A 22,588-nucleotide genomic window follows, 5' to 3' on the forward strand; every position below is an offset into this window, starting at 1 on the left:
CGCCGGTTATGGAAAACTTTGCCGCCTCTGTCCGCCAGGCAGGGGTCGCGCTGCGCGACCTCTTCGAGCCGACGCCCCTGCAGAAGAACGACCACCTCTCGGCGAAATACGGAGCCGAGATCTGGCTGAAACGCGAAGACCTGACACCGGTGCGCAGCTACAAGCTGCGCGGCGCCTTCAACGCCATGCGCAAGATCGGTGCCGGCTCGCAGGGCCATTTCGTCTGCGCCAGCGCCGGCAACCATGCCCAGGGCATGGCCTATGCCTGCCGCCATTTCGGCACCCGAGGCACCATCTTCATGCCCGTCACCACGCCGAAGCAAAAGATCGACAAGACCCGTATCTTCGGCAACGGCGTCATCGAGATCGTGCTGACCGGCGATTATTTCGACCAGACCCTGGCCGCGGCGCAGGATTTCGCCCGGGCCCAGGGCGCGACCTTCCTGTCGCCCTTCGACGATGCGGACATCATCGAGGGGCAGGCCACGGTCGGGCTGGAACTGCTCGACCAGATTGGCGCCGCGCCGGATCTCGTCGTCCTGCCGGTCGGCGGCGGCGGGCTCGCGGCCGGGGTCACACGCCTGCTTGCCGAACTGGCGCCCGGCACCCGCGCCGAGTTCGCCGAGCCGGAAGGCGGTGGCAGCCTGCGCGAAGCGCTGCTGGCCGGTGCCCCCGTGACGCTGCCCGTAGTGGACAATTTCGTCGACGGCGCCGCCGTGGCGCGGATCGGCGACCTGCCCTTTCGCACACTGGCCGGCTTTGACGCCGACCGGGTCCATACCGCGCCCGAGGATCGCATCTGCGCCACCATGCTGGAGATGCTGAACATCGAAGGCATCGTGCTGGAGCCCGCCGGGGCGCTGGCGGTGGACGTATTGCGCGACATTCCCGACCTGGCCGGCAAGCGCGTGGTCTGCATCTGCTCGGGCGGGAATTTCGACTTCGAGCGCCTGCCCGAAGTCAAGGAGCGCGCCCAGCGCTTCTCGGGGCTGAAGCGCTATTTCATCCTGCGCATGCCGCAGCGGCCGGGCGCCCTGCGCGACTTTCTGCAACTGCTCGGCCCCCAGGACGACATCGCGCGTTTCGAATACCTGAAGAAGTCGGCGCGCAACTTCGGCTCGGTCCTGATCGGCATCGAGACCACCGCTCCCGAGAATCTGGACCGGCTGCGCGAAAGGCTGGAAACGGCCGGAATCGGCTATCGCGACATCACCCACGACCCGGCGCTGGCGGAATTCCTGATCTGATCCGCGGTCAGGCACGGCGCCCGCCCCGGCCGGGATGCAGCGCCGCATCCAGCCGGCCCATCAGCGCCCGCTTCGAGGCGGCATAGCTGGCCAGCAGGGATTCGATATCGACCTCGGCCGGCCTGCCACCGGCTGCCTTGCGTTCGCAGGCATCGCAGAGATCGCCGAAATCGGCAAAGCCCAGGTTCGAGGCGCAACCCTTCAGGAAATGCAGGTCGGTTTCCAGCCGCAGCGCATCGCGGCGCGACAGACGCATGATGACGCCTTCGACCTCGTCCAGAAACAGTTCCAGGATCAGCTGGAACTCGTCATCGCCGACCTCCCCGCGCAGTTCGTTGATGCGGCTCCAATCCAGCATGGACAACCCTTTGAAGAATCACACCCCGCTCATAGCAGGGATTTCGTCTATAACGTGTTAATCGCAAAGATTGTCCGGATTAACGGAACCTTCATGGGCCGTGGTTTAGATCCCTGCGCATGATGATCATCGATGCACAGGCCCTAAGCTCCGTACCGCATGGCTGGCGGCTGGTCCTGCTTGTCGACGACAGCCGGGCGCAAAGGCGGACGCTGGCGGTGCAACTGATCCGTGCCGGCTATCATGTGGTCGAGGCGGCAAGCGGCGACGAGGCGATGCGCATCTGCCTGGAACGGCGGCCGGACATCGTGATCTCGGACTGGATGATGCCGGGGCAAAGCGGGCTGGAATTCTGCCGCCGCTTCCGCGAGATGCAGTCGGATCGCTATGGCTATTTCATCCTGCTGACCTCGCGCAACGACAAGAAGGACATTGCCGAAGGGTTGCGGGCCGGCGCCGACGAATTCCTGACCAAGCCGGTCTCGGGGGCCGAACTGCTGGCGCGGCTTTCGGCCAGCGAGCGCATCCTGCGCATGGAGGAAAGCCTGCGCAGCGCCAACGCCCGGCTCAACTCCACGCTGACCCGGCTGCGCGAGACCCAGGCGGCGATCGACCGCGACCTGCGCGAAGCGCAGCGGCTGCAACAGGGGCTGGTGCGGGAACGCCATGGCCGCTACGGCGATTTCGACCTGTCCCTCCTGATGCGCCCGGCCGGCCATATCGGCGGCGACCTGGTCGGATTCTTCCCGATCAACGCCCGCCGCGTCGGGTTGTTCGCGCTGGACGTGGCCGGGCATGGCGTCGCCTCGGCCCTGCTTTGCGCACGGCTCGCGGCGCTGCTTTCCGGGGCAGCGGACCAGAACATCGCGCTGCGGATCACCGAGCTGGGTCTTTGCGACGCCCGCCCCCCGGCCGAGATCCTGCACCACCTGAACACGCTGATGATCGAGGAATTGCGCACCGAATCCTATTTCACCATGGTCTATGCCGACCTGGATTTCCTGACCGGAGCGCTGCGGCTGGTGCAGGCGGGCCACCCCCACCCCGTGCTGCAACGCGCCGACGGCCGCATCGAGAGCATCGGACGCGGCGGCCTGCCCGTGGGCGTCTTTTCCCATGCCGCCTACGAAGAGGTGCAGCTGGTGCTCGATCCCGGCGACCGGCTGTTCATCAGTTCGGACGGGCTGTCCGAAAGCGAGAATGCCCGCGGCGAGCCGCTGGGCGAGGACGGGCTGCATGCCATCCTGCGCACCAATGCCACGCTGCGGGGCGACTCGCTGCTGGAATCGATCTGCTGGTCCGCGGCACATTACGCCGGTGGCCAGCGCAACGACGACATCTCGGCCGTGCTGATCGAGCGGCGGCAGGAAGCCGGCCAGACATGGGGTTGACGCCCGGCTCAGAGCCTGCGCAACGCCGCCCGCACGAAGGCGCGCGAGCCCGGGTCGGGCAGCAACCGCGCAACCTGCGGCAAGGGCACCCAATGCGCCTCATGCCCCGGCTCGGCCGGGGCGCCCCGCCGTGTCACCGGCCGAGCCAACCAGACGGTGCAGAGCTTTTCGGCCCAGAACCCGTAATCCGGCAGGTAGCAAAAGCGCCGATAGCTGCCGAAGCGACGCGGATTGCCGATGCTCCAGCCGGTCTCCTCGCGCACCTCGCGATGCAGGGCGGCCAGCGGCGATTCGCCGGGATCGATGCCGCCGCCAGGCAGCTGGAACTCGGGCTCGGGCGCCTGCTGGAAGGTCAGCAACGCCGCGCCGTCGCGGATCAGCAGCGCATAGGCCCCCGGACGCAAGCGATAGGCGCGACGCCCGGGCGGCAAGCCGAAACGCGGGATCATGCAGTTCCCTTTCCTTCCTCGCGGACGCCCCGGCCGGCAGGCCCGCCCCCGAACCGGAAAGCCATGGCCGCACCCGGTGCCACCGCATGGCTTCTTCGTTCCCCAAATACTCATGCGGCCGGGCAACACGCAACCAGCCCGGCCTGTCCAGCGCGGTCATCGCAACGCAAAAGCCGCGCAAACCCAAGGGTTTGCGCGGCTTTTGTTTATGGTGCCCAGGAGAGGACTCGAACCTCCACGCCTTGCGGCACACGGACCTGAACCGTGCGCGTCTACCAATTCCGCCACCTGGGCAGGTCGCGTGAGCCGGGTGATTAAGCCCAGCCGCGGGGGGTGTCAACGGGGGATCGACAAAAATCTTCGCCGGGCTTCAAATCTTTTCCTGCCCCCGCTTCGACCGCCATTTCCGCCGCCGTTGCCGCCCTTGTCCCGGGCCGCGTTTCCCGGCCTGGCAGGACCGGAAAGGCTGCACGAACCGGACCGAATGCAAGCGTGACAGGCAATGCCCTGTCCTTTCGGTCAGCTTGCTGGGGGAAAGCGCGCGGGACTAGTAATCCTTACAGAAGTTATTAGTCACCAGTGCTCTGACAAGCGGATTTTTCATGGACGATCTCAAGACCCGCGAATGGGATGCCATCGTGATCGGCACGGGGATCGGCGGAGGAACTGCGGGCCGGCGGCTGGCCGAGGCAGGGCTTTCCGTCCTTTATGTCGAAAAGGGCCCGGACCTGGGCGATGCGCCGCTGTCCGCGCTGGACCTCGATACCCGCGACCCCGAGGAACGCATGTCCCATGGTGCCTGGCCGCGCCTGCTCGAGGCGCAGCTCGACGGCGCCTGGTGCGAATTCGACGGCATGATCGGCGCGGGCGTCGGCGGCACCTCGGCCTTTTACGCCGCGACGCTCGAGCGCCCCGAGCGGCACGACCTGGACACGTCCGACGAACTCCCGCATCCCACCGGCGGCTGGCCCGTCGGCTATGACGAGATGCGGCCCTGGTTCGAACTGGCCGAGGACTATTTCCACATCAATGGCGAGGTCGACCCCCTGGCCCCGGCCGGCGCGAAACTGCTGCCGCCGGTCCAGCCGCTGCCCGCCTCGGATGCGGCGCTGATGACGGCGCTGCGGCGTTCGGGCATGAATCCCTATCGTACGCATATGGCGGCGCGCTTCCTGCCCGGTTGCGAAAACTGCTTTGGCCGGCGTTGTCCGAGGCGCTGCAAGATGGACGGCCGCTCGGCTGGCGTGCTGCCGGCGCTGGACACCGGCCGCGCCGCGCTGGTCGACCGCTGCACCGTCACCCGGATCGAGGCCGACGGCCAGCGCATCCTGGGCCTGGCCTGCCGCCGCGAAGGACAGGAGTTCACCCTGCGCGCCCGGACCTATGTGCTGGCGGCGGGCGGGCTGGGCTCGCCCTCTCTGCTGCTCCGCTCGGCCAGCGAGACCTGGCCCGAGGGCTTGGGCAACCGCAACGGCCTGATCGGCCGCAACCTGATGTTCCATCTCAGCGAGATCATCGCCATCTGGGCCGGACAGGGTCGGCACGAGAACGGCGCCTCGCGCTCGATCAGCATGCGCGACCTGTATTTCATGGACGGTCAGCGCTTCGGCACGGTGCAGTCCATGGGCCTGACCGCCGGCTATGGCGAAATCCTGCATGCGCTGAACGGCCGCTTCGACCAATCGGCACTGCGCCGCATCCGGCCGCTGCGGCACGGGCTGCGCTTTCCCGCCATGATTGCGGCGCGGATGCTGGGTCATGCCAAGCTGTTCGTCGGCGTGCTGGAGGACCTGCCCTATGCGCATAACCGCGTGCTGCCCGACCCGGACGATCCCGACCGGATGCGCTGCCGCTATGATATCTCGGACGAATTGCGCCGTCGCCGGGCCGCCTTTCGCAAGGCATTGCGCGCGGCGTTCCGGCCGCATCGGGCGATGTTCATGGGCGCAGCGCCGCAGCTGAACTTCGCCCATCCCTGCGGCACGCTGCGCTTTGGCACCGATCCGGCGACCAGCGTGCTGGACCGCGATTGCCGGATGCATGGGATCGACAACCTCTTCGTGGCCGATTCCTCGTTCATGCCGACCTCGAACGGGGTCAACCCCAGCCTGACCATCGCCGCCAATGCGCTGCGGGTGGCGGACGCGATCGTCGCAGGCCGGCAGCCACGGCTTGCCGCTGGCCGAAGCCTTGGGTATTGAACGGACGAGCACGCACGAAGGGAGCGCCGCATGTCCGCAGCCAAGCTTGTCACCATTTATGGCGGGTCTGGATTCCTGGGCCGGCAGATCGCCCGGACCATGGCCGCCCAGGGCTGGCGCATCCGGGTCGCCGTCCGCCGCCCGAACGAAGCCGGCGTGGTGCGCACCTATGGCGCACCCGGCCAGGTCGAGCCGGTGCCCTGCAACGTGCGCGACGACCTGTCGGTGACCGCCTGCATGGCCGATGCGGATGCGGTGATCAACTGCGTCGGCATCATGGTCCGCGAGGGCAAGAACACCTTCGACGCCATCCACGAAGAGGCTGCGGGCCGGATCGCCCGCATTGCCGCCGAGACCGGCGTCAAGCGCTTCGTGCATGTCTCGGCCATCGGCGCGGACCCGGATTCGGCCAGCCGCTATGCCGCCTCCAAGGGGCGGGGCGAGGCCGCCGTGCTGGCGCATCGCCCCGATGCGATGATCCTGCGGCCCTCGGTCATCTTCGGGCCGGACGACCACTTCTACAACCGCATCGCGTCGATGACGCGGCTGGGACCGATCCTGTTCGTGCCCGGCGCGAACACCCTGATGCAGCCGGTCTATGTCGAGGACGTGGCCCGCGCCGCCGCCATGGGCGCCGAAGGAACGGCGCAGCCGGGCATCTATGAACTGGGCGGCCCGGACATGCTGACCATGCGCGAGGTGGCGCAGCAGGTGTTGGTCGCGATCGATCGCCGCCGCGCCATCGTCGGCCTGCCGCATTGGCTGGCCCGGGTGACGGGATCGGCGCTGGACCTCGTCCAGGCCGCGACCGGCGGGCTGCTGACCAACCGCATCCTGACCCGCGACCAGGCGCGACTGCTGCGCCTGCCGAACCGGGTCTCGGGCGAGGTCAAGACCTTTGCCGATCTGGACATCGAGCCGACCGCCGCCCCCGCCGTCATCGCGGACTATCTGTGGCGCTTCCGCTCCTCGGGGCAATATGAGGCGATCACCGCCTCGGCGAAGAACCTGCGCAACAGCTGATGGACCACAACACCATCGTTGCCGCCGCCCTTGGTCTGCTGGAGGGGCTGACCGAGTTCATTCCCGTGTCCTCGACCGGCCATGTGCTGCTGGCCGGGCATTTCCTGGGCTTCGATTCGCCCGGACGCGCCTTCGAGGTGCTGATCCAGCTTGGCGCCATCATGGCCATCCTGGGCGTTTATGCCGGGCGGCTGTGGCGGATCTTTTCCAGCGCGCCGCAGGACCCGCGCGCGCGGCGCTTCATCCTGGCGGTGCTGCTTGCCTTCCTGCCCGCGGTGGTGATCGGCGTGCTGGCGCATCGGATCATCAAGGAAGTCCTGTTCGAGACCCCTACCCTGATCGCCGTCATGCTGATCGTGGGTGGTGTGGTGCTGCTGTTCGTTGATCGGATGGCGAACCGACCGCGCCATTTCTCGGCCGAGGATTTCCCGCTGCCCATGGCGCTGAAGATCGGCTTCATCCAGTGCCTGGCGATGATTCCCGGCGTCTCGCGTTCCGGCGCGACCATCGTCGGTGCCCTGCTGCTGGGCGCGGACAAGCGTTCTGCCGCCGAATTCAGCTTTTTCCTGTCCATGCCGACGATGTTGGGCGCTTTCGTCTATGACCTCTACAAGAACCGCGACATCCTGGACGCGGCGGCGACCGGCAATATCGTCATCGGCTTCGTCTGTGCATTCCTGGCCGCCGTCGTCGTGGTGCGCGGGCTGCTGAACTATGTCTCGACCTATGGCTACGGCCTGTTCGCCTGGTGGCGAATCGCGGTCGGGGTGGCGGTTCTGCTGGCTTTGCAGGCAGGTTGGTAATCTATGCTGACCTATTTTTCGCATATGCAGCATGGAATTTTCACCATCAGACAGGAAAATCGTTAATTAGGTCAACATAGCTGACTTTTCTTTGATGACGGCCTGACTTATCAGGCTGGGACCACCCTCGTCATCGAAGGACGCGCAGCCATGGCCACGCAGAAGATGCTCAAATTCGTCACCATCGGGCGCGAGATGCCCGAGAAACGTGACGCGGCATCCCGCTCGGAAGATTTCCACGAGATCTATCGCGAGTTCGCCGAGGCCAAGGCCAAGGAACAGGCCAGCCGGTGCAGCCAATGCGGCGTGCCCTATTGCCAGAGCCATTGCCCGCTGCACAACAACATCCCCGACTGGCTGCGCCTGACCGCCGAGGGCCGCACGCAGGAAGCCTATCTGCGCAGCCAGGAGACCAACACCTTCCCCGAGATCTGCGGCCGCATCTGCCCGCAGGACCGGCTGTGCGAGGGCAATTGCGTCATCGAGCAATCCGGCCACGGTACCGTCACCATCGGCGCCATCGAGAAATACATCACCGACACCGCCTGGGAAGAGGGCTGGATCACCCCGGTCGCCCCGACGCAGGAACGCCCCGAATCCATCGGCATCATCGGCGCCGGGCCGGGCGGGCTTGCCGCCGCCGACCGGCTGCGCCGCATGGGCTTCCAGGTCACGGTCTATGACCGTCACGACCGCGCCGGCGGGCTGCTGATCTATGGCATCCCCGGCTTCAAGCTGGAAAAGCAGGTGGTCGAGCGCCGCACGCAGCAGCTTGTCGAGGGCGGCGTGGATTTCGTGCTGAACGTGAGCGTCGGCGAAGACATCAGCTTCGACGCCATCCGCGGCAAGCATGATGCGGTGCTGATCGCGACCGGCGTCTACAAGACCCGCGACCTGGACATCGACAATGCCGCCGCCAAGGGCGTGGTGCGGGCGCTGGACTACCTGACCGCCTCGAACCGGGTCGATCTGGGCGACGAGATCCCCGATTACGAGGATGGCGAACTGAATGCCAGGGGCAAGCGCGTCGTGGTCATCGGCGGCGGCGACACCGCCATGGACTGCGTGCGCACCGCCATCCGCCAGGGCGCGCAATCGGTGAAATGCCTTTACCGCCGCGACCGGGCCAACATGCCGGGCAGCCAGCGCGAGGTGCAGAATGCCGAGGAAGAAGGCGTCGAATTCGTCTGGCTTTCCGCACCCGGCGCCTTTACCGGCCATGTCACCGGCGAGGCCATGGTCGCGCAGGAACGCGACGTGGACGATACCGGCGAGATCCCGACCATCAGCGCGGTGCGCGTGCAGAAGATGCGGCTGGGCGCGCCGGATGTCTCGGGCCGTCAGTCGCCCGAACTGATCGAGGGCGCCGATTACGACGAGCCGGCGGAACTGGTCATCAAGGCGCTGGGTTTCGAACCCGAAGAACTGCCGCGCCTTTGGGGCGTGGACGGGCTGGAGGTGACGCGCTGGGGCACGATCAAGGCCGATTACCAGACGCACCAGACCAGCCTGCCCGGCGTCTATGCCGTGGGCGACATCGTGCGCGGCGCCAGCCTGGTGGTCTGGGCGATCCGCGACGGCCGCGAGGCTGCCGACAGCATCGCCGGCTACCTGTCCGGTGCCGCCCGGGTCGCCGCCGAGTAAGGGGAAAAGGCCATGGCATCTCGACCAAGCATCAACCCCATGGGGCGCGGCATGGCGCTGGCGGCAGGAACGGCAGCTATGCTGACCCTTCCCGTGCTGCCTGCCCAGGCGGCGAATTTCACCCCGCCCGCCGGCTGCAAGCTGGAGGTGACGGTGCAGAACCGCGGTTGCAGCGTCTCGCAGCATTACCGTTGCAGCGCCGATACGGCGGGCGACCAATGGGTGACCTATTTCACCCCCGAGGGTCCGACCTTCCAGTCGCGCATCGACCGCGAGACGCGCTGGATGGAAAGCACCGACCTGCGCACCGGCCTGACCGACGTGCTGGAGGATCAGGCGCAGGACCACGCCTCGTTCAGCACGCTGCTGGATAGCGGGCAGGACGATTTCGATTTCTGGACCCGCTCGAACAGCGGCGAGCGGCTGCATCATGTCGGCCATGACGAACTGACCGGCGAGACGGTGCAGGTCGACGGCGTGACGCTGGAGGTCACGCGCTTCGAGCTGACCACCTATAGCGAATCCGGCCAGGTGCTGATCCAGCGCCGGGGCCAGCAATTCATCAGCCGCGCGCAAGGGCGGTTCTATGGCGGCGTCGAGACCTCCGAGGACTGGACCGGCGCCGTGCAGCAGACGAACGACAGCCCGGTGACGTTCTCGTTCCCGGGGCATCCCGGCTTTGGCTCGACCACGCCGGAATATGATTGCGACCTGCAGATGGTGGGCGGCCAAGGCGCCGGCGCCCTGTGGCAGCTTGTGAAGGAGGCACGGACGTGAAGGACAGCGACATGACGGGCTGGGAACAGCAGGAACAGGCCCGCCGCGACTGGATGGCGGAACATTCGCTTTACCGTGCCGAGGACGAGCATTCGTCCTGCGGCGTCGGGCTGGTCGTCAGCATCGACGGCAAGATCAGCCGCAAGGTCGTGGAAAGCGGCATCAACGCGCTGAAGGCGATCTGGCATCGCGGCGCCGTGGATGCGGACGGCAAGACCGGCGACGGCGCCGGCATCCATGTGCAGATCCCGGTGCCCTTCTTCTATGACCAGGTGCGCCGCACCGGGCACGAGCCCGACCACGACAAGCTGATCGCCGTGGGCCAGGTGTTCCTGCCGCGCACCGACTTCGCCGCGCAGGAACGCTGCCGGACCATCGTGGAATCCGAAGTGCTGCGCATGGGCCATTACATCTATGGCTGGCGGCACGTGCCGGTGAACACCGCGGTGCTGGGCGAAAAGGCCAACGCCACCCGCCCCGAGATCGAGCAGATCCTGATCCGCTGCGACAAGGACATCGACGACGAGCAGTTCGAGCGCGAACTCTACATCATCCGCCGCCGGATCGAGAAGGCGGCGGTGGCGGCGCAGATCGCCGGCATGTATATCTGCACGCTGTCGTGCCGCAGCATCATCTACAAGGGCATGATGCTGGCCGAGCAGGTGGCCGAGTTCTATCCCGACCTCAAGGACGAGCGCTTCGAGTCCGCCTTTGCCATCTATCACCAGCGCTATTCCACCAACACCTTCCCGCAATGGTGGCTGGCGCAACCCTTCCGCATGCTGGCCCATAACGGCGAGATCAACACGCTGAAGGGCAACTCGAACTGGATGCGCAGCCACGAGATCCGCATGGCGTCGCGGACCTTCGGCGAGATGGCCGAGGACATCAAGCCGATCATCCCCGGCGGCTCGTCCGACTCGGCGGCGCTGGATGCGGTGTTCGAGGTGCTGGTCCGGTCCGGCCGCAACGCACCGATGACCAAGACCATCCTGGTGCCGGAAGCCTGGTCCAAGGCCACCACCGACATGCCCAGGGCCTGGGCGGACATGTATGCCTATTGCAACTCGATCATGGAGCCCTGGGACGGGCCGGCTGCGCTGGCGATGACCGACGGGCGCTGGGTCTGCGGCGGCCTGGACCGCAACGGGCTACGGCCGCTGCGCTATGTGGTGACCGGCGACAACCTGCTGATCGCGGGTTCCGAGGCCGGCATGGTCCCGATCAACGAAACCGCGGTGCGCGAAAAGGGCGCGCTGGGTCCGGGCCAGATGATCGCCGTCGACATGGCCGAGGGCAAGCTTTACCACGACCGCGAGATCAAGGACCACCTGGCCGCCAGCCAGCCCTTTGGCGATTGGGTGGAAAAGGTCGTGCAGCCCTCGGAACTGATGGCGAAGCTGCCCGAGACCGCGCTTCACGACGGCGAGGAACTGCGCCGCCGCCAGATCGCGGTCGGCTATACCGTCGAACTGGTCGAGCAGATGCTGGTGCCGATGGCCGAGGATGCGAAAGAGGCGCTGGCCTCGATGGGCGACGACACGCCGCCCGCGGTGCTGTCGCGCCAGTTCCGGCCGCTGTCGCATTACTTCCGGCAGAACTTCAGCCAGGTCACCAACCCGCCCATCGACAGCTTGCGCGAAAGCCGGGTGATGAGCCTGCGCACCCGTTTCGGCAACCTCAAGAACGTGCTTGAGGAAAGCTCGACCCATGCCGAGATCACCATGCTGGAAAGCCCCTTCCTCGCCAATGGCGAGTTCGAGGAACTGACCCGCATGTTCGAGGGCCAGGCGACGCAGATCGACTGCACCTTCCCGGTCGATGGCGGCTCGGATGCCCTGGGCGATGCGCTGGCGCGCATCCGCGCCGAGGCCGAGGATGCCGTGCGCTCGGGCAACGGCCATATCATCCTGACGGACGAGGGCATCTCGGCCAGCCGCATCGGCGTGCCGATGATCCTGGCGACCAGCGCGGTGCATAGCTGGCTGACCCGCAAGGGGCTGCGGACCTTCTGCTCGCTGAACGTGCGGGCCTCGGAATGCGTGGATCCGCATGATTTCGCGGTGCTGATCGGCTGCGGCGCGACCACGGTGAACCCCTATCTGGCGCAGGACACGCTGGCCGAGCGCATCGAGCGCGGCCTGCTGGACGGCAACCTCATCGACATCATGACCCGCTATCGCGAAGCCATCGACGCGGGCCTGCTGAAGATCATGGCCAAGATGGGCATTTCGGTCCTGTCCTCCTATCGCGGCGGGCTGAACTTCGAGGCGGTGGGGCTGTCGCGCGCCATGGTGGCCGAGTATTTCCCCGGCATGCAGTCGCGCATCTCGGGCATCGGCCTGCACGGGCTGCAAGCCAAGCTGGAAGAGGCCCATGCCAAGGGCTTCGGCGCGGCCCTGGTCGATCTTCTGCCGGTGGGCGGCTTCTTCAAGGCCCGCCGCTCGGGCGAAAAGCATGCCTGGGAAGCCAATACCATGCGGCTTTTGCAGCTGGCCTGCGAAAAGGCGTCCTACGACATCTGGAAGCAGTTCACCGCCACCATGCGGGCGAACCCGCCGATCCATATCCGCGACCTTCTGGACATCAAGCCCCTGGGCAAGCCGGTGCCCATCGAGGAAGTGGAATCGATCACCTCGATCCGCAAGCGCTTCGTGACGCCAGGCATGTCGTTGGGGGCGCTGTCGCCCGAGGCGCACATGACGCTGAACATCGCCATGAACCGGATCGGCGCCAAGTCCGATTCCGGCGAGGGCGGCGAGGACCCGGCGCATAGCCACCCGCTGCCCAACGGCGACAACCCCTGCGCCAAGATCAAGCAGGTCGCCTCGGGCCGCTTCGGCGTCACCGCCGAATACCTGAACGCCTGCGAGGAACTGGAGATCAAGGTCGCGCAAGGCGCCAAACCCGGCGAGGGCGGCCAGCTGCCCGGCATGAAGGTCACCGACCTGATCGCCCGGCTGCGCCACTCGACCAAGGGCGTGACGCTGATCTCGCCGCCGCCGCATCACGACATCTACTCGATCGAGGATCTGGCGCAGCTGATCTACGACCTCAAGCAGATCAACCCGCGCGCCAAGATCACCGTGAAGCTGGTGGCGTCCTCGGGCGTCGGCACCATCGCGGCGGGCGTCGCCAAGGCCAAGGCCGACGTGATCCTGATCTCGGGCCACAACGGCGGCACCGGGGCCAGCCCGGCGACCTCGATCAAGTTCGCCGGCCTGCCCTGGGAGATGGGGCTGACCGAGGCGCATCAGGTGCTGGCGATGAACCGGCTGCGGGATCGCGTCACCTTGCGCACCGACGGGGGCCTGCGCACCGGCCGCGACATCGTCATGGCGGCGATGATGGGGGCCGAGGAATACGGCATCGGCACCGCCGCGCTGATCGCCATGGGCTGCATCATGGTGCGCCAGTGCCAGTCGAACACCTGCCCGGTGGGCGTCTGCACCCAGGACGAAAAGCTGCGCGCCATGTTCAACGGCTCGGCCGACAAGGTGGTGAACCTGATCACCTTCTACGCCACCGAGGTGCGCGAGATCCTGGCCAGCATCGGGGCGCGCAGCCTTGACGAAGTGATCGGGCGGGCCGACCTGCTGACCCAGGTCAGCCGGGGCGACAAGTCGCTGGACGACCTGGACCTGAACCCGCTGCTGATCACCGTCGATGGCTCGGAAAAGATCGTCTATGACCGTTCGAAACCGCGCAACGCGGTGCCCGACACGCTGGACGCCGAGATCATCCGCGACGCCGGCCGCTTCTTCTCGGATGGCGAGAAGATGCAGCTTTCCTATGCGGTCAGGAACACCCAGCGGACGGTGGGCACGCGCACCTCGTCGATGATCGTGCAGACCTTCGGCATGCGCAACACGCTGCAACCCGATCACCTGACCGTGCGGCTGACCGGCAGCGCGGGCCAGTCGCTGGGCGCATTCGCCGCGCCGGGGCTGAAGATCGAGGTCTCGGGCGATGCCAACGACTATGTCGGCAAGGGCCTGTCCGGCGGCACCATCGTCGTTCGCCCGCCCATGGGCAGCCCGCTGAACGCGGCCGAGAACACCATCATCGGCAATACCGTGCTTTACGGCGCTTCCGACGGCTATCTGTTCGCGGCCGGTCGCGCGGGCGAGCGTTTTGCGGTCCGCAACTCGGGCGCCAAGGTGGTGATCGAGGGTTGCGGCTCGAACGGCTGCGAATACATGACCGGCGGCGTCGCCGTGATCCTAGGCCGGATCGGCGCCAATTTTGGTGCCGGCATGACCGGGGGCATGGCCTATCTCTACGACCCCGAGGGCCTGGCACGCGACTATATCAACGACGAGACGCTGGTCCTGTGCCCGGTGACGCAGGCGCATTGGGAAGAGCAGCTGCGGGATCTGATCGAACGGCATCACAGGGAAACCCGCTCGCGCCGGGCCGAGGAGATTCTGCAAAACTGGGAGGACGAGAAGGCGAACTTCCTGCAAGTCTGTCCCAAGGAGATGCTGCCGCATCTGAAGCACCCCATCGCCCCGGTCGAGGACCTGGCGGCGGTGCCGGCCGAGTGACAGGAAGCGGGGGCCGAAAGGCCCCCGTTTCGGTTTCCGCTGACAGGTCAGTGCCTCAAGCCCCCCGAGCGCGCCGCATTCCCGCGGTCATGCGTCCTGCATGCCCCAGACGGCTCGGGCTCTTTCATCCGGCTGCGCCCGCAACCCGCGGGTCATCTGCGCGAGACAGCACGGGATGAAGCATCGCCCGCCATGCCTCCGCTCGACCATTACGAAGATGGGTATCGACCACGGCCATGCCGCCACGCTGCGGCATCATGAATCCAAGCTGCGGGAAATCCATGTAAGCCCCGGCCGCGCAGGAAGCATAGTAGCAAAAAAGGGGGGGACTATCGTGGCAATCTGGAAGTGCTATGAAATTTCAGAGAGTCTTGCTCTGTTCTCCATCCGAATCTTGAACGAATCCAGTGGCTTTGGCTAGCGCGTTCTTCGTTGACTGCCTTTTATTTCACTTCACACGCGGGTTGCCGTGTTGGGACTGGCAAAACTCGGGAGGTTCATGACGGCTTCGGTTTCGGTTTGTGATCTTACCGGGCCTTGAGGTGATCTGTCGCGCCGTAGTGTATGAAGCTTTCTCCCGATAACGCTTATTGCTCATGCCGTTGCATGTTCCCGTCCGATAAATCTACCCAGAAATCAAGGTGGATGCCGCGATGGGGAAATTCGGCGCCTTTTTCAGTATGGTCGATAACCCCCGCATCTGCGAGCGTGATTACGTCCTGATGCACGGCTGGCGCATCGCGCCCGACCCGGCGCGCAAGCTCGTCAATGGACATGACCCCTTGCCCGGCAAGCGCCATGACAACCCTGAGACGAGAAGGTGTGAGAACCCGATGCAGATCCTCGTAGCTGCGAAAATACAGCGCGGGGATCGCCTCGCGGGTGTTGACTATAACGGCCAGTTCGCCTGCTTCGGTGAAGCCTGTCCGAAGATTGGCCCCCGTGTCCAGATGGATGTTCAGAGTGCTCATTGTGTTCCTGCCAGCATTATCGGATGCCCCTGGAAATGCTGGTCGACATACATCCAACCATGCGGGGGGGTGATTTCCAGTCGGCTTCCATCTACTCGACGCACTCAGGTCAACCCGCCAAGGCACGTTGCACCGCACCGGGCTCTTTCTCGATCACCCGCAGCAGCGTGGCAGCAGGACCAGAGACGCGACGCTGACCCTGTTCCCATTTTCGATACCCCGAAAGGCTCATTCCCATCAACGGGGCCATTTGCGCCTGCGTCAGCTTCGCCCGCATCCTGACCTCTCGCGGATCGACCGGCTCGTGCAGAATTGCGGTGCCTTCTCCCTTGGCATGGGCCAGTGCCTCGCCCATGGCCTGGATCAGATCTTCGCCAAACGTGCTCATTTCCTTTCCTTCCATGCAGCCTTCAGCGCCGTGGCCAGCGCGGCCACAGTGCGCTTTTCATCCGGGGTCATGTCGCTTCTCGCGTTCTTGGCATAGGCCAGCAGCGCGTAAAGCGGCATGGATTCATCCAGGTAGTAGTAGATCACCCGAGCACCGCCCCGTTTGCCTCGACCTGAGGCTGCGAACCGGAGCTTGCGCACCCCACCCGTGCCAGGGATCTCATCACCGGCCATGGGGTTCTCGGCCAGAAAATCGATCAGTTCCCGCTTCTCGTCTTCGTCGAACAGCTTTTCGGTCTGTCGGGTAAAGATAGGGGTTTCCACTACTGTCTGCATGCCCACATGTAGCCCATCGGGTTACTTTTTGCAAGAAGTGGGTGATAAGAAGTATCAGACACCATCAATGCCGGCTTCCTCCGGAGGCGGGAAGACGAGAGCCTTCATCGGTTCTCATACTCCGCCCGCTTTCGGGCCTTGAGCGTTGCGCAATCCTGCGTATCATTGGCGGACGGTAAAATCCGCCTCGTCAGGCGGCGCCTTGGTATGGTCAGGTCAATCTTCGGCCGTCAGCCGGCGGACTGCCGCCAGTACCTCTTCGATCGCCCGTTCCGCAGCCGCGAGCTTCACGGCCGCCATGAGCTCCTCACGCCCCGCCATTGCGAGAAACGAGGTCTCACCCAGATTGTCGCGCTATAGCTGACGCGCTAAACCGTGTTCTTGCTGATGCTAGATGCACGACGATTTCTTCTACGGAAACCCGGCGGTCGGACATGATGCGGCCCTTGGGAGGTCAGCCTTCTCCATGGTTCTCGCGATCTCGTCCGATCCAGTCGGAGCGAACGAGCTTGAGGCGGGTTCGCCGCCACCCCCACCACCGCGCTTGATATGGGTCCGGGTCCCCATCGGTTGTCGCGTTGCGGTCAGGCGGCGGCCTCTGGCGGCAGCGTGGGCGCCATGTCCGCGATCGCCTGGAACTTGGCCAGGAACTCAGGACGATGCTGCATGAGATAACGAACCACCCGTGCGTTTCCGAGCAACTTTGCCAGGTAAAGGTGCTCACGATCTGTTTTCTGGGCTATCCGGCGTTTCGGGTTGATGGGGTCTGGAAGTGCTCCTTCCCTGAGCGGTGTTCAGGTTGATGGATCGAATCCCCGCTTCATCGGCTACCTGATCCAGTTTTCAACCCGCAGGCCGCGAACGCGGGAAAACTCGCCCGTGTTGTCAGTCACGAGGATTGCGCCTGCGGCGTAGGCATGAGCTGCGATCAACAGATCGTTTGGACCAATGGGCTTGCCAGCGGCCTCAAGCTCGGCACGAATGCCGCCATACTCCGCGTCAGCAGGCACATCGAGCGCCAGAACCTGCACATTTTCCAGTATCGCCTCGACATGCGCCAGGAGTTTCGCAGACCCTTTCCTGGCGCACCCATATCGCAGCTCTGCGGCTGTGATGATGCTCACGCAGATCGCATCCGGGCCGACCTCGGCAATGCGCTTTGCCGCGCTGCCGTCAGGATGTCGCAGCAGATCGGAGACGATATTGGTGTCGAGCATGTAAAGGGTCAAAGGTCGATTTCCTTGGCCGGGAGAAGCGTCTCGTCCACATCAGGAAACTGATCCTCTGGCCCAAGCGGGTCTAGTCCGGCCAGCACTTCAAGCAGGTTCTTGCGGCGCAGCGGCTCGATGATAAGCCGGTTCCCGTCACGATAGATGTTCACCCGATCCCCCGGCATCTCGAAGTCAGCCGGGATGCGGACGGCCTGGCTCTTGTTGTTGCGGAAGAGCTTGGCTTCACGAGGCCCTGAAGATGGCTGCGGATGCGGCATGATCGCCCCTCCTGTTCATGTGTATATGCAGAAACATATACATCATGCTACGGAGATTTTCAACCTGCGCCGTCGTCAGCCCCGTCCCTACAACCCATTTTGTGGAGAGCGGGCCGGGGCTCGCTCATCTCATCAACCCAAAACGCCGGAGCTGAAATGCAACCAAAACCGATGCGGGCAAGGTTGGACTCGGCTGACGCGCTAGACCGAGCCCTTTCGCACTGCCCTGCTAGCCGCGTGTCGGAGCGGTATGTCCGCGTGCTGGGGCAGAACCGTTCCACGCAGCGTCGCCTTTCTCGCGACCGGGATGACGAGCGGCAATTGACCGACGACATCGTTGCACTGGCCCGCCGCTATGGCAGCTACACCTTCAATAGGATTTCGGACAGCGGCGCCTTCTCCTTGTCCTGCACCTCAGCCGAGCCGGCTTCGGTCATCGGCCTCAGCTTATCGGCTCCGGCGCCCAAGGTCAGGTCGGCCCTGTCCTTCGCGGTCAGCTTGTGGTGCGTCAGTTCCCAACTTGCTGAGGTCAACGCCTTCGGCGAGCGCATCGCATCACGGGACCCGGACCGCCAAGCAGCCAAAGTCCAGATCCGCGTTGCGCCCATGAACCGCCTCAATGCACTCGGCATCGCAGAGATCGAACGCGTGGCCTGAACCAAGCGGGGAAAGGGCACGTCCCACCACTGCCTGACTTCTGCAACAATGCCTAAACCATCTTCAAACGGCGCAAGAGATCAAAACCTTTGAGAAGCGCCGATTGCTGCATCATCAAACCGCAGCATGGACTGAAAGCCGAACGAGCCAAGCCTTCCGTTCCAGATCATCCAGCGACGGACAGTAGTGACATCTCAGCCTGCTGAAGCAAAACTCCGGACAGCGGCAGGTTTATCATAACGCGGCAGCACCCGGAACACCGCCGCAGCCATCGTCAACAACACGACGTTCAGGAACAGCCCCAGTTGATAGTTGCCCAGCGAATCGAATATCCGCGCCATGATCAGCGGACTGATCCCGACGGCTCCGATGAACGCCGCATATTGCCAGCCATAGACCTTGCTGTAGTCGGACCTGCGGAAATATCGGGACACCAGGTAGCCCATCAGATCCGCCTCGACGCCCAGTGAAAAGCCGATAGCGATCGTGGCGGGGATGGCCACGCTGGCGCCGACCATGGCCAGCGCAAGACAGCCCAGGGCCGCCGACAGCGACACCCCGACCAGGATGTAGGCCGCGAAGATGCGGTCGGCCAACCAGCCGCCGATCAGGCGCCCCGCCATCCCCGAGATGCCCAGGAAGCCGACGATCCCTGCCGCCGTGACCGGCTCGAGCCCCGCGTCGATCAGCATCGGCGACAGGTGCACGATCAGGCTGCCGATGCCGAGCGAAAACAACGCCAGCCCGGTGATCAGCAGGCGGAAGATGTTCCGGCGTTCGGCCTCGGTGAAGGCGCCGTTGTCGTCCTCGGGGGCGGCCTGCGCAGCCTGGACGCCATCGCCCTGCCCGCGCAGAAGCAGCAGGAAGGGCAGGACGATCGCCATCATGACCGCCAGCGCGATGTAGCCCGCGCGCCAGTTGGTGTCGTCGATCGAGGTCGCCACGATGGCCGGCGCGACCGTCGCCACAACGCTGGGGCCCATCAGGGTGATGCCCATGGCCAGCCCCTTCATCCGCGAGAAATGGCCCGCGATCACCTTGGTATAGGCCACCGGCGCCGCCGCCGCGCCCAGCAGCGCGATCAGGACATGGACGGCATAGAAGCCCGCAAGGCTGTTCACGAAACGGGCAAGGACCAGATACAGCACCACCGCCGAGATGATCGAGACCGCCGCGCAACGCACCGGGCCGAAGCGGTCGATCGCCCGGCCCACGATGGGTGAGGCCACCCCGATCGACAGCGTGAACAGCAGCACCGCGAAGGAGAGCTGCGAGCGGCTCCAGCCGTATTCGGCGATGAGCGCGGGGAAGAAGACGCCGGCCGTATAGATCGGCAGCGAGGAAACCCCCAACCCGCAGCCGACCATGGCGGCGACGAGATATTTCCAGCCGGTTTTCAATTCGTCCATGGACGAGGTGGTCACAGTCTGCATGAGAAATACTCCTGCAAGAGATGATGTGATCCGCGCAGGCGAGGCTTGCATCCCCAGGCCGTGCGCCGGGATGGATCGGCCGCCCGGCGGCCTGGATGTGGGTGTCGCAGGATCAAGGCCCGACCCCGCGAACGATCAGCCGATCGCGGCGGACAGGCCCTCATCGGCCAGAAGGATGCTGCCATACATCGGCCGCGCCTCGTCGGAGACCAGGAACAGCGCGGTCGAGGCGATCTCGTCGGGCTTCGAGAAGGTCTGGTTGCTGGGCGTCATGGCCTTCATCGCCGCCAGCACCGCCGACTGCGCCGGATCGTTGCGCATCGCGTCATTCATCGGCGTCTCGGTATTGCCGGGCGCGATGGCGTTGACGTTGATGTTGAAGGGCGCAAGCTCGGCCCCCAGGACCCTGGTTAGCATCGCCGTCGCCGCCTTGCTGGCGCAATAGAGCGCAAAGCCCTTGATCGCGGTCAGCCCGGCCACCGACGAGAAGTTGAGGATCTTGCCGCCGCCCGCCGCCTTCATGTGCGGGACAACAGCCTGAATGGCGTTCCAGCTTCCCTTCAGGTTGATGTCGATCATGCCGTTCAGCACCTCCGGCGGAGTGTCACCCACGGGTGAGGGAAGAAAGACGCCCGCTGCGTTGACCCAGATGTCGATCCGGCCGTCCGCCTTGACGACGTTATCGGCCAGCGCCCGCATCATCCATTCGCTTTGCACATCCGCAACATGCGGCGCCGCCTGTCCGTCCGCCGCGACGATCCGGTCGGCGACGACCCGGGCCTTGTCGATGCTGCTGCTGGCGACCACATGGACCCGCGCGCCCTCGGCGGCCAACCGCATGGCGACGGTCGCGCCGATCCCCGAACTGCCGCCGGTGACGACAGCGATCTTGTCCTTGAACCGGTTCATGCCACGCGCCCCCCCAGAATGCGGGCGGCCCAGTCATAGACATAGTGGCCCTGCATCTCCATCACATCGACGCCGCAATGCTCTGTCGAGCCCTCGGCCACCGAAAACACCCGTAGCTTCGCATCGGCGCTGTTCACCGCCCCGGCTACGGTCTTTTCGGCATGGGCCAGCGCAACCTGACGGTCGTTCTCGCCATGCACCACCAGCAGCGGGCATTTCACCTGCCCGATTACCGGCTCCAGGGTGCGGGCCTTCAACACCGCGATGGCCTCGTCGATGGTCGGCTTTCCGGTCACATGCATGGCGTGGATGCCGCTTTCCGGCAGCCCGTCGGACAGCCCGGAGCCCGAGGTGCCGCGCAGCAGCGCCTCCCACCCGGCATCAAGTTCGAAGAAGGCGCCAAGGCTCGCCACGCATTTGAAGCGATGGTCCTGGGACGCCGCGCGCGGAGCGCAGTAGCCGCCCATCGACAGGCCAACGATGCCGATACGGTCAGCATCGATTGCCGGATGCGCGGCAAGGAAGTCGTAGAATTTCCCTGCTGACACCTCGGTTTCCGGGCGTTTCGGGATATTGTGGAAGCGCACGGCCTCGCCTGTTCCCTCCTGATCCACGAACAGCGTGGCGATGCCGCGCCGGGCCGACATGCCGGCATAGATCAGGTAATGCATCTCCTTGATCGAATCGAAGCCGTTGTAGAAGACCAGCGCCGGTTGCCTTGCATCGGTATCGGCCAGACGCAGCCAGCCCGACAGCACACCGTCTTCGAACGGGATCTCGACGCGCTCCCACCGGTCGCCCGAAAGCTCCAGGCCCTTGCGGAAGGCGGCGATCCCCAGGTTGTAGACATGCATCCGGCGCGGATCGGACCATGAGGCGATCCGCTCGGCGAACAGGTAGTAATTCGCCGCCCGCATGTATTTGGCCGAGGCGGTGAAACCGTTGCCCGCTGCTTCATCGGCTTTTGCAAGATCGTTCAGCTTGTGGCCCAGGCGGGTCCAGTTCTGATACCAGGCCTCGTTTGCGGCCGCGGTATGGCCGGCTTCGACCAGTGGCACCAGCGGCGCCAGCGCCTCGTCCAGTTCCGAGATCTGCGCACCCATCGCGATGGAGCACGAGACGGCAAGACTCCACGAATAGTTGTTGGGAAAATACTGGTACATGGCTCACCCTGTTGATTGGCTTGTCCTGCTTGAAGGGTCGCCGCTAAAGGCGTCCGACACCTGCGTGCAGGCCTCCTGCATCATTGCGTATCAGCAACAATACTCCATTGCGAATGCGCAATCAAAAAGAAAATTTCCGGCGGAGATCCCCGCAGATTCGCGCGAATTTTCAAGATGAAACTCTTTTATTTCTGAAACTTGACCTGAAGGACGTCTTCTTCCGACGAGGATGCGATCAACAGCTTCGCCTGCGAATCACCTGCCGAGACATAGGCGTGCGGAATGCTGCTGGTGAACATGATGCTGTCGCCGGGGGCCAGGGTGACCAGCGGATGTCCCTCAAGATGGACCTGCAGCTTGCCGCTCAGCAGATAGACGAATTCCTGCCCGGAATGCGCAGTCAGCCCGCCATATTCCTCGACCGAGCGGGCGAACAGGGTGATCAGGATAGCGCGGAAATTGAAGCACTCCATATCGGGGTGCAGATGCTTGTAGAACAGGTTCGGCAGCTCGATCAGCGCCGGATCGCTGGCGCGCGAGACGCTGATTTCCTGCTTTTCCTGCTGGTCGGGGCGGCCAGAGAAGACGTCGTTGGGATGCATGTCGAAGGTGCGGACGATCTTCAGCAGCAGATCCAGCGTCGGCGACATCTTGCGGTTCTCGATCCGCGACAGGGTGCTGGGCGGCACGCCCACCTCTTCCGCAGCCCGATTGAGCGACCAGCCCTTGCGTTCCCGCAACGCCCGTAGCCGCTCTGGCAGGCCGGATTGAATCCGGGTCCCTTCGATTTTCCTGGCCATGCT

At 64.9% G+C, this 22,588-nt stretch carries 19 protein-coding genes, 1 tRNA gene and 1 pseudogene; 9 read left to right on the forward strand and 12 right to left on the reverse strand.

Annotated features, from left to right (window positions below; genetic code table 11):
- The first annotated feature begins 8 nt into the window (after positions 1 to 8).
- Positions 9 to 1,247, forward strand: a complete 1,239-nt coding sequence (gene ilvA, locus BLT64_RS11325) for a threonine ammonia-lyase IlvA (protein WP_011746842.1) — start codon at positions 9 to 11, stop codon at positions 1,245 to 1,247.
- Positions 1,248 to 1,254: 7 nt separating this feature from the next.
- Here the strand turns inward: ilvA and BLT64_RS11330 are convergent, their stop codons facing one another.
- The gene (locus BLT64_RS11330; protein WP_011746841.1) at positions 1,255 to 1,605 is read right to left on the reverse strand and encodes an Hpt domain-containing protein; all 351 of its coding nucleotides are present in this window, start codon (positions 1,603 to 1,605) and stop codon (positions 1,255 to 1,257) included.
- A 119-nt stretch (positions 1,606 to 1,724) separates the two neighbouring features.
- Between BLT64_RS11330 and BLT64_RS11335 the strand changes: the two genes are divergently transcribed.
- Positions 1,725 to 2,996: a PP2C family protein-serine/threonine phosphatase gene (locus BLT64_RS11335; protein ID WP_011746840.1), complete on the forward strand. Its 1,272-nt coding sequence runs from the start codon at positions 1,725 to 1,727 to the stop codon at positions 2,994 to 2,996.
- An 8-nt stretch (positions 2,997 to 3,004) separates the two neighbouring features.
- Here the strand turns inward: BLT64_RS11335 and BLT64_RS11340 are convergent, their stop codons facing one another.
- Both BLT64_RS11340 and BLT64_RS11345 read right to left on the reverse strand, forming a co-directional pair.
- Positions 3,005 to 3,445, reverse strand: a complete 441-nt coding sequence (locus BLT64_RS11340; RefSeq protein WP_011746839.1) for an NUDIX domain-containing protein — start codon at positions 3,443 to 3,445, stop codon at positions 3,005 to 3,007.
- A gap of 209 nt (positions 3,446 to 3,654) precedes the next feature.
- Positions 3,655 to 3,739, reverse strand: a tRNA-Leu gene (locus tag BLT64_RS11345).
- A gap of 308 nt (positions 3,740 to 4,047) precedes the next feature.
- Here BLT64_RS11345 and BLT64_RS11350 point away from each other — a divergent pair.
- From BLT64_RS11350 to gltB, 6 genes are all read left to right on the forward strand, one after another.
- A complete protein-coding gene (locus BLT64_RS11350; RefSeq protein WP_011746838.1) occupies positions 4,048 to 5,646 on the forward strand; it encodes a GMC oxidoreductase in 1,599 nt (532 codons plus the stop codon).
- A gap of 30 nt (positions 5,647 to 5,676) precedes the next feature.
- A complete protein-coding gene (locus BLT64_RS11355; protein ID WP_011746837.1) occupies positions 5,677 to 6,669 on the forward strand; it encodes a complex I NDUFA9 subunit family protein in 993 nt (330 codons plus the stop codon).
- Complete coding sequence (locus BLT64_RS11360) at positions 6,669 to 7,472, forward strand: undecaprenyl-diphosphate phosphatase (RefSeq protein ID WP_011746836.1); 804 nt, start codon at positions 6,669 to 6,671, stop codon at positions 7,470 to 7,472. Before BLT64_RS11355 ends, BLT64_RS11360 begins: the two co-directional genes overlap by 1 nt.
- A gap of 150 nt (positions 7,473 to 7,622) precedes the next feature.
- Positions 7,623 to 9,116: an NAD(P)-dependent oxidoreductase gene (locus BLT64_RS11365; RefSeq protein ID WP_011746835.1), complete on the forward strand. Its 1,494-nt coding sequence runs from the start codon at positions 7,623 to 7,625 to the stop codon at positions 9,114 to 9,116.
- A 78-nt stretch (positions 9,117 to 9,194) separates the two neighbouring features.
- Positions 9,195 to 9,893: a hypothetical protein gene (locus BLT64_RS11370; RefSeq protein ID WP_233901923.1), complete on the forward strand. Its 699-nt coding sequence runs from the start codon at positions 9,195 to 9,197 to the stop codon at positions 9,891 to 9,893.
- An 11-nt stretch (positions 9,894 to 9,904) separates the two neighbouring features.
- Positions 9,905 to 14,440 (forward strand): glutamate synthase large subunit, encoded by a 4,536-nt coding sequence (gltB, locus tag BLT64_RS11375; RefSeq protein ID WP_041530071.1) that lies wholly within the window; start codon positions 9,905 to 9,907, stop codon positions 14,438 to 14,440.
- A 587-nt stretch (positions 14,441 to 15,027) separates the two neighbouring features.
- Here gltB and BLT64_RS11380 read toward each other — a convergent pair.
- The 5 genes from BLT64_RS11380 to BLT64_RS11400 all read right to left on the reverse strand — a co-directional run bounded on the left by BLT64_RS11380 (position 15,028) and on the right by BLT64_RS11400 (position 17,623).
- Positions 15,028 to 15,411, reverse strand: coding sequence for an HVO_A0114 family putative DNA-binding protein (locus tag BLT64_RS11380; protein ID WP_011746831.1), 384 nt, complete (start codon positions 15,409 to 15,411; stop codon positions 15,028 to 15,030).
- Between the two features lie 109 nt (positions 15,412 to 15,520).
- Positions 15,521 to 15,814 carry a helix-turn-helix domain-containing protein gene (locus tag BLT64_RS11385; RefSeq protein ID WP_011746830.1) on the reverse strand — a complete coding sequence of 98 codons (294 nt, stop codon included), beginning with the start codon at positions 15,812 to 15,814 and terminating at the stop codon, positions 15,521 to 15,523.
- Positions 15,796 to 16,122: a type II toxin-antitoxin system RelE/ParE family toxin gene (locus BLT64_RS11390; RefSeq protein ID WP_241663482.1), complete on the reverse strand. Its 327-nt coding sequence runs from the start codon at positions 16,120 to 16,122 to the stop codon at positions 15,796 to 15,798. Before BLT64_RS11390 ends, BLT64_RS11385 begins: the two co-directional genes overlap by 19 nt.
- Positions 16,123 to 16,961: 839 nt before the next feature.
- Entirely contained in the window at positions 16,962 to 17,363 is a 402-nt protein-coding gene (locus tag BLT64_RS11395) for a type II toxin-antitoxin system VapC family toxin (RefSeq protein WP_011746828.1), read from the reverse strand.
- The gene (locus BLT64_RS11400) at positions 17,360 to 17,623 is read right to left on the reverse strand and encodes an antitoxin (RefSeq protein WP_011746827.1); all 264 of its coding nucleotides are present in this window, start codon (positions 17,621 to 17,623) and stop codon (positions 17,360 to 17,362) included. The genes BLT64_RS11395 and BLT64_RS11400 overlap by 4 nt, the downstream gene beginning before the upstream one ends.
- 534 nt (positions 17,624 to 18,157) lie before the next feature.
- On the opposite strand from BLT64_RS11400, the pseudogene BLT64_RS27355 reads away from it, so the two are divergent.
- Positions 18,158 to 18,280, forward strand: a pseudogene (locus BLT64_RS27355) (IS5/IS1182 family transposase); the annotation flags it as partial.
- A gap of 194 nt (positions 18,281 to 18,474) precedes the next feature.
- Here BLT64_RS27355 and BLT64_RS11410 read toward each other — a convergent pair.
- The 4 genes from BLT64_RS11410 to BLT64_RS11425 form a co-directional block, all read right to left on the reverse strand.
- Positions 18,475 to 19,713 carry an MFS transporter gene (locus tag BLT64_RS11410; RefSeq protein ID WP_011746825.1) on the reverse strand — a complete coding sequence of 413 codons (1,239 nt, stop codon included), beginning with the start codon at positions 19,711 to 19,713 and terminating at the stop codon, positions 18,475 to 18,477.
- A 135-nt stretch (positions 19,714 to 19,848) separates the two neighbouring features.
- Complete coding sequence (locus BLT64_RS11415; protein WP_011746824.1) at positions 19,849 to 20,622, reverse strand: SDR family NAD(P)-dependent oxidoreductase; 774 nt, start codon at positions 20,620 to 20,622, stop codon at positions 19,849 to 19,851.
- A complete protein-coding gene (locus tag BLT64_RS11420; protein ID WP_011746823.1) occupies positions 20,619 to 21,785 on the reverse strand; it encodes an alpha/beta hydrolase family protein in 1,167 nt (388 codons plus the stop codon). The genes BLT64_RS11415 and BLT64_RS11420 overlap by 4 nt, the downstream gene beginning before the upstream one ends.
- A gap of 185 nt (positions 21,786 to 21,970) precedes the next feature.
- Positions 21,971 to 22,585 (reverse strand): helix-turn-helix domain-containing protein, encoded by a 615-nt coding sequence (locus BLT64_RS11425; protein WP_011746822.1) that lies wholly within the window; start codon positions 22,583 to 22,585, stop codon positions 21,971 to 21,973.
- Between the last annotated feature and the right edge of the window lie 3 nt (positions 22,586 to 22,588).

It is taken from the genome of Paracoccus denitrificans (assembly GCF_900100045.1).
GTDB lineage: Bacteria > Pseudomonadota > Alphaproteobacteria > Rhodobacterales > Rhodobacteraceae > Paracoccus > Paracoccus denitrificans.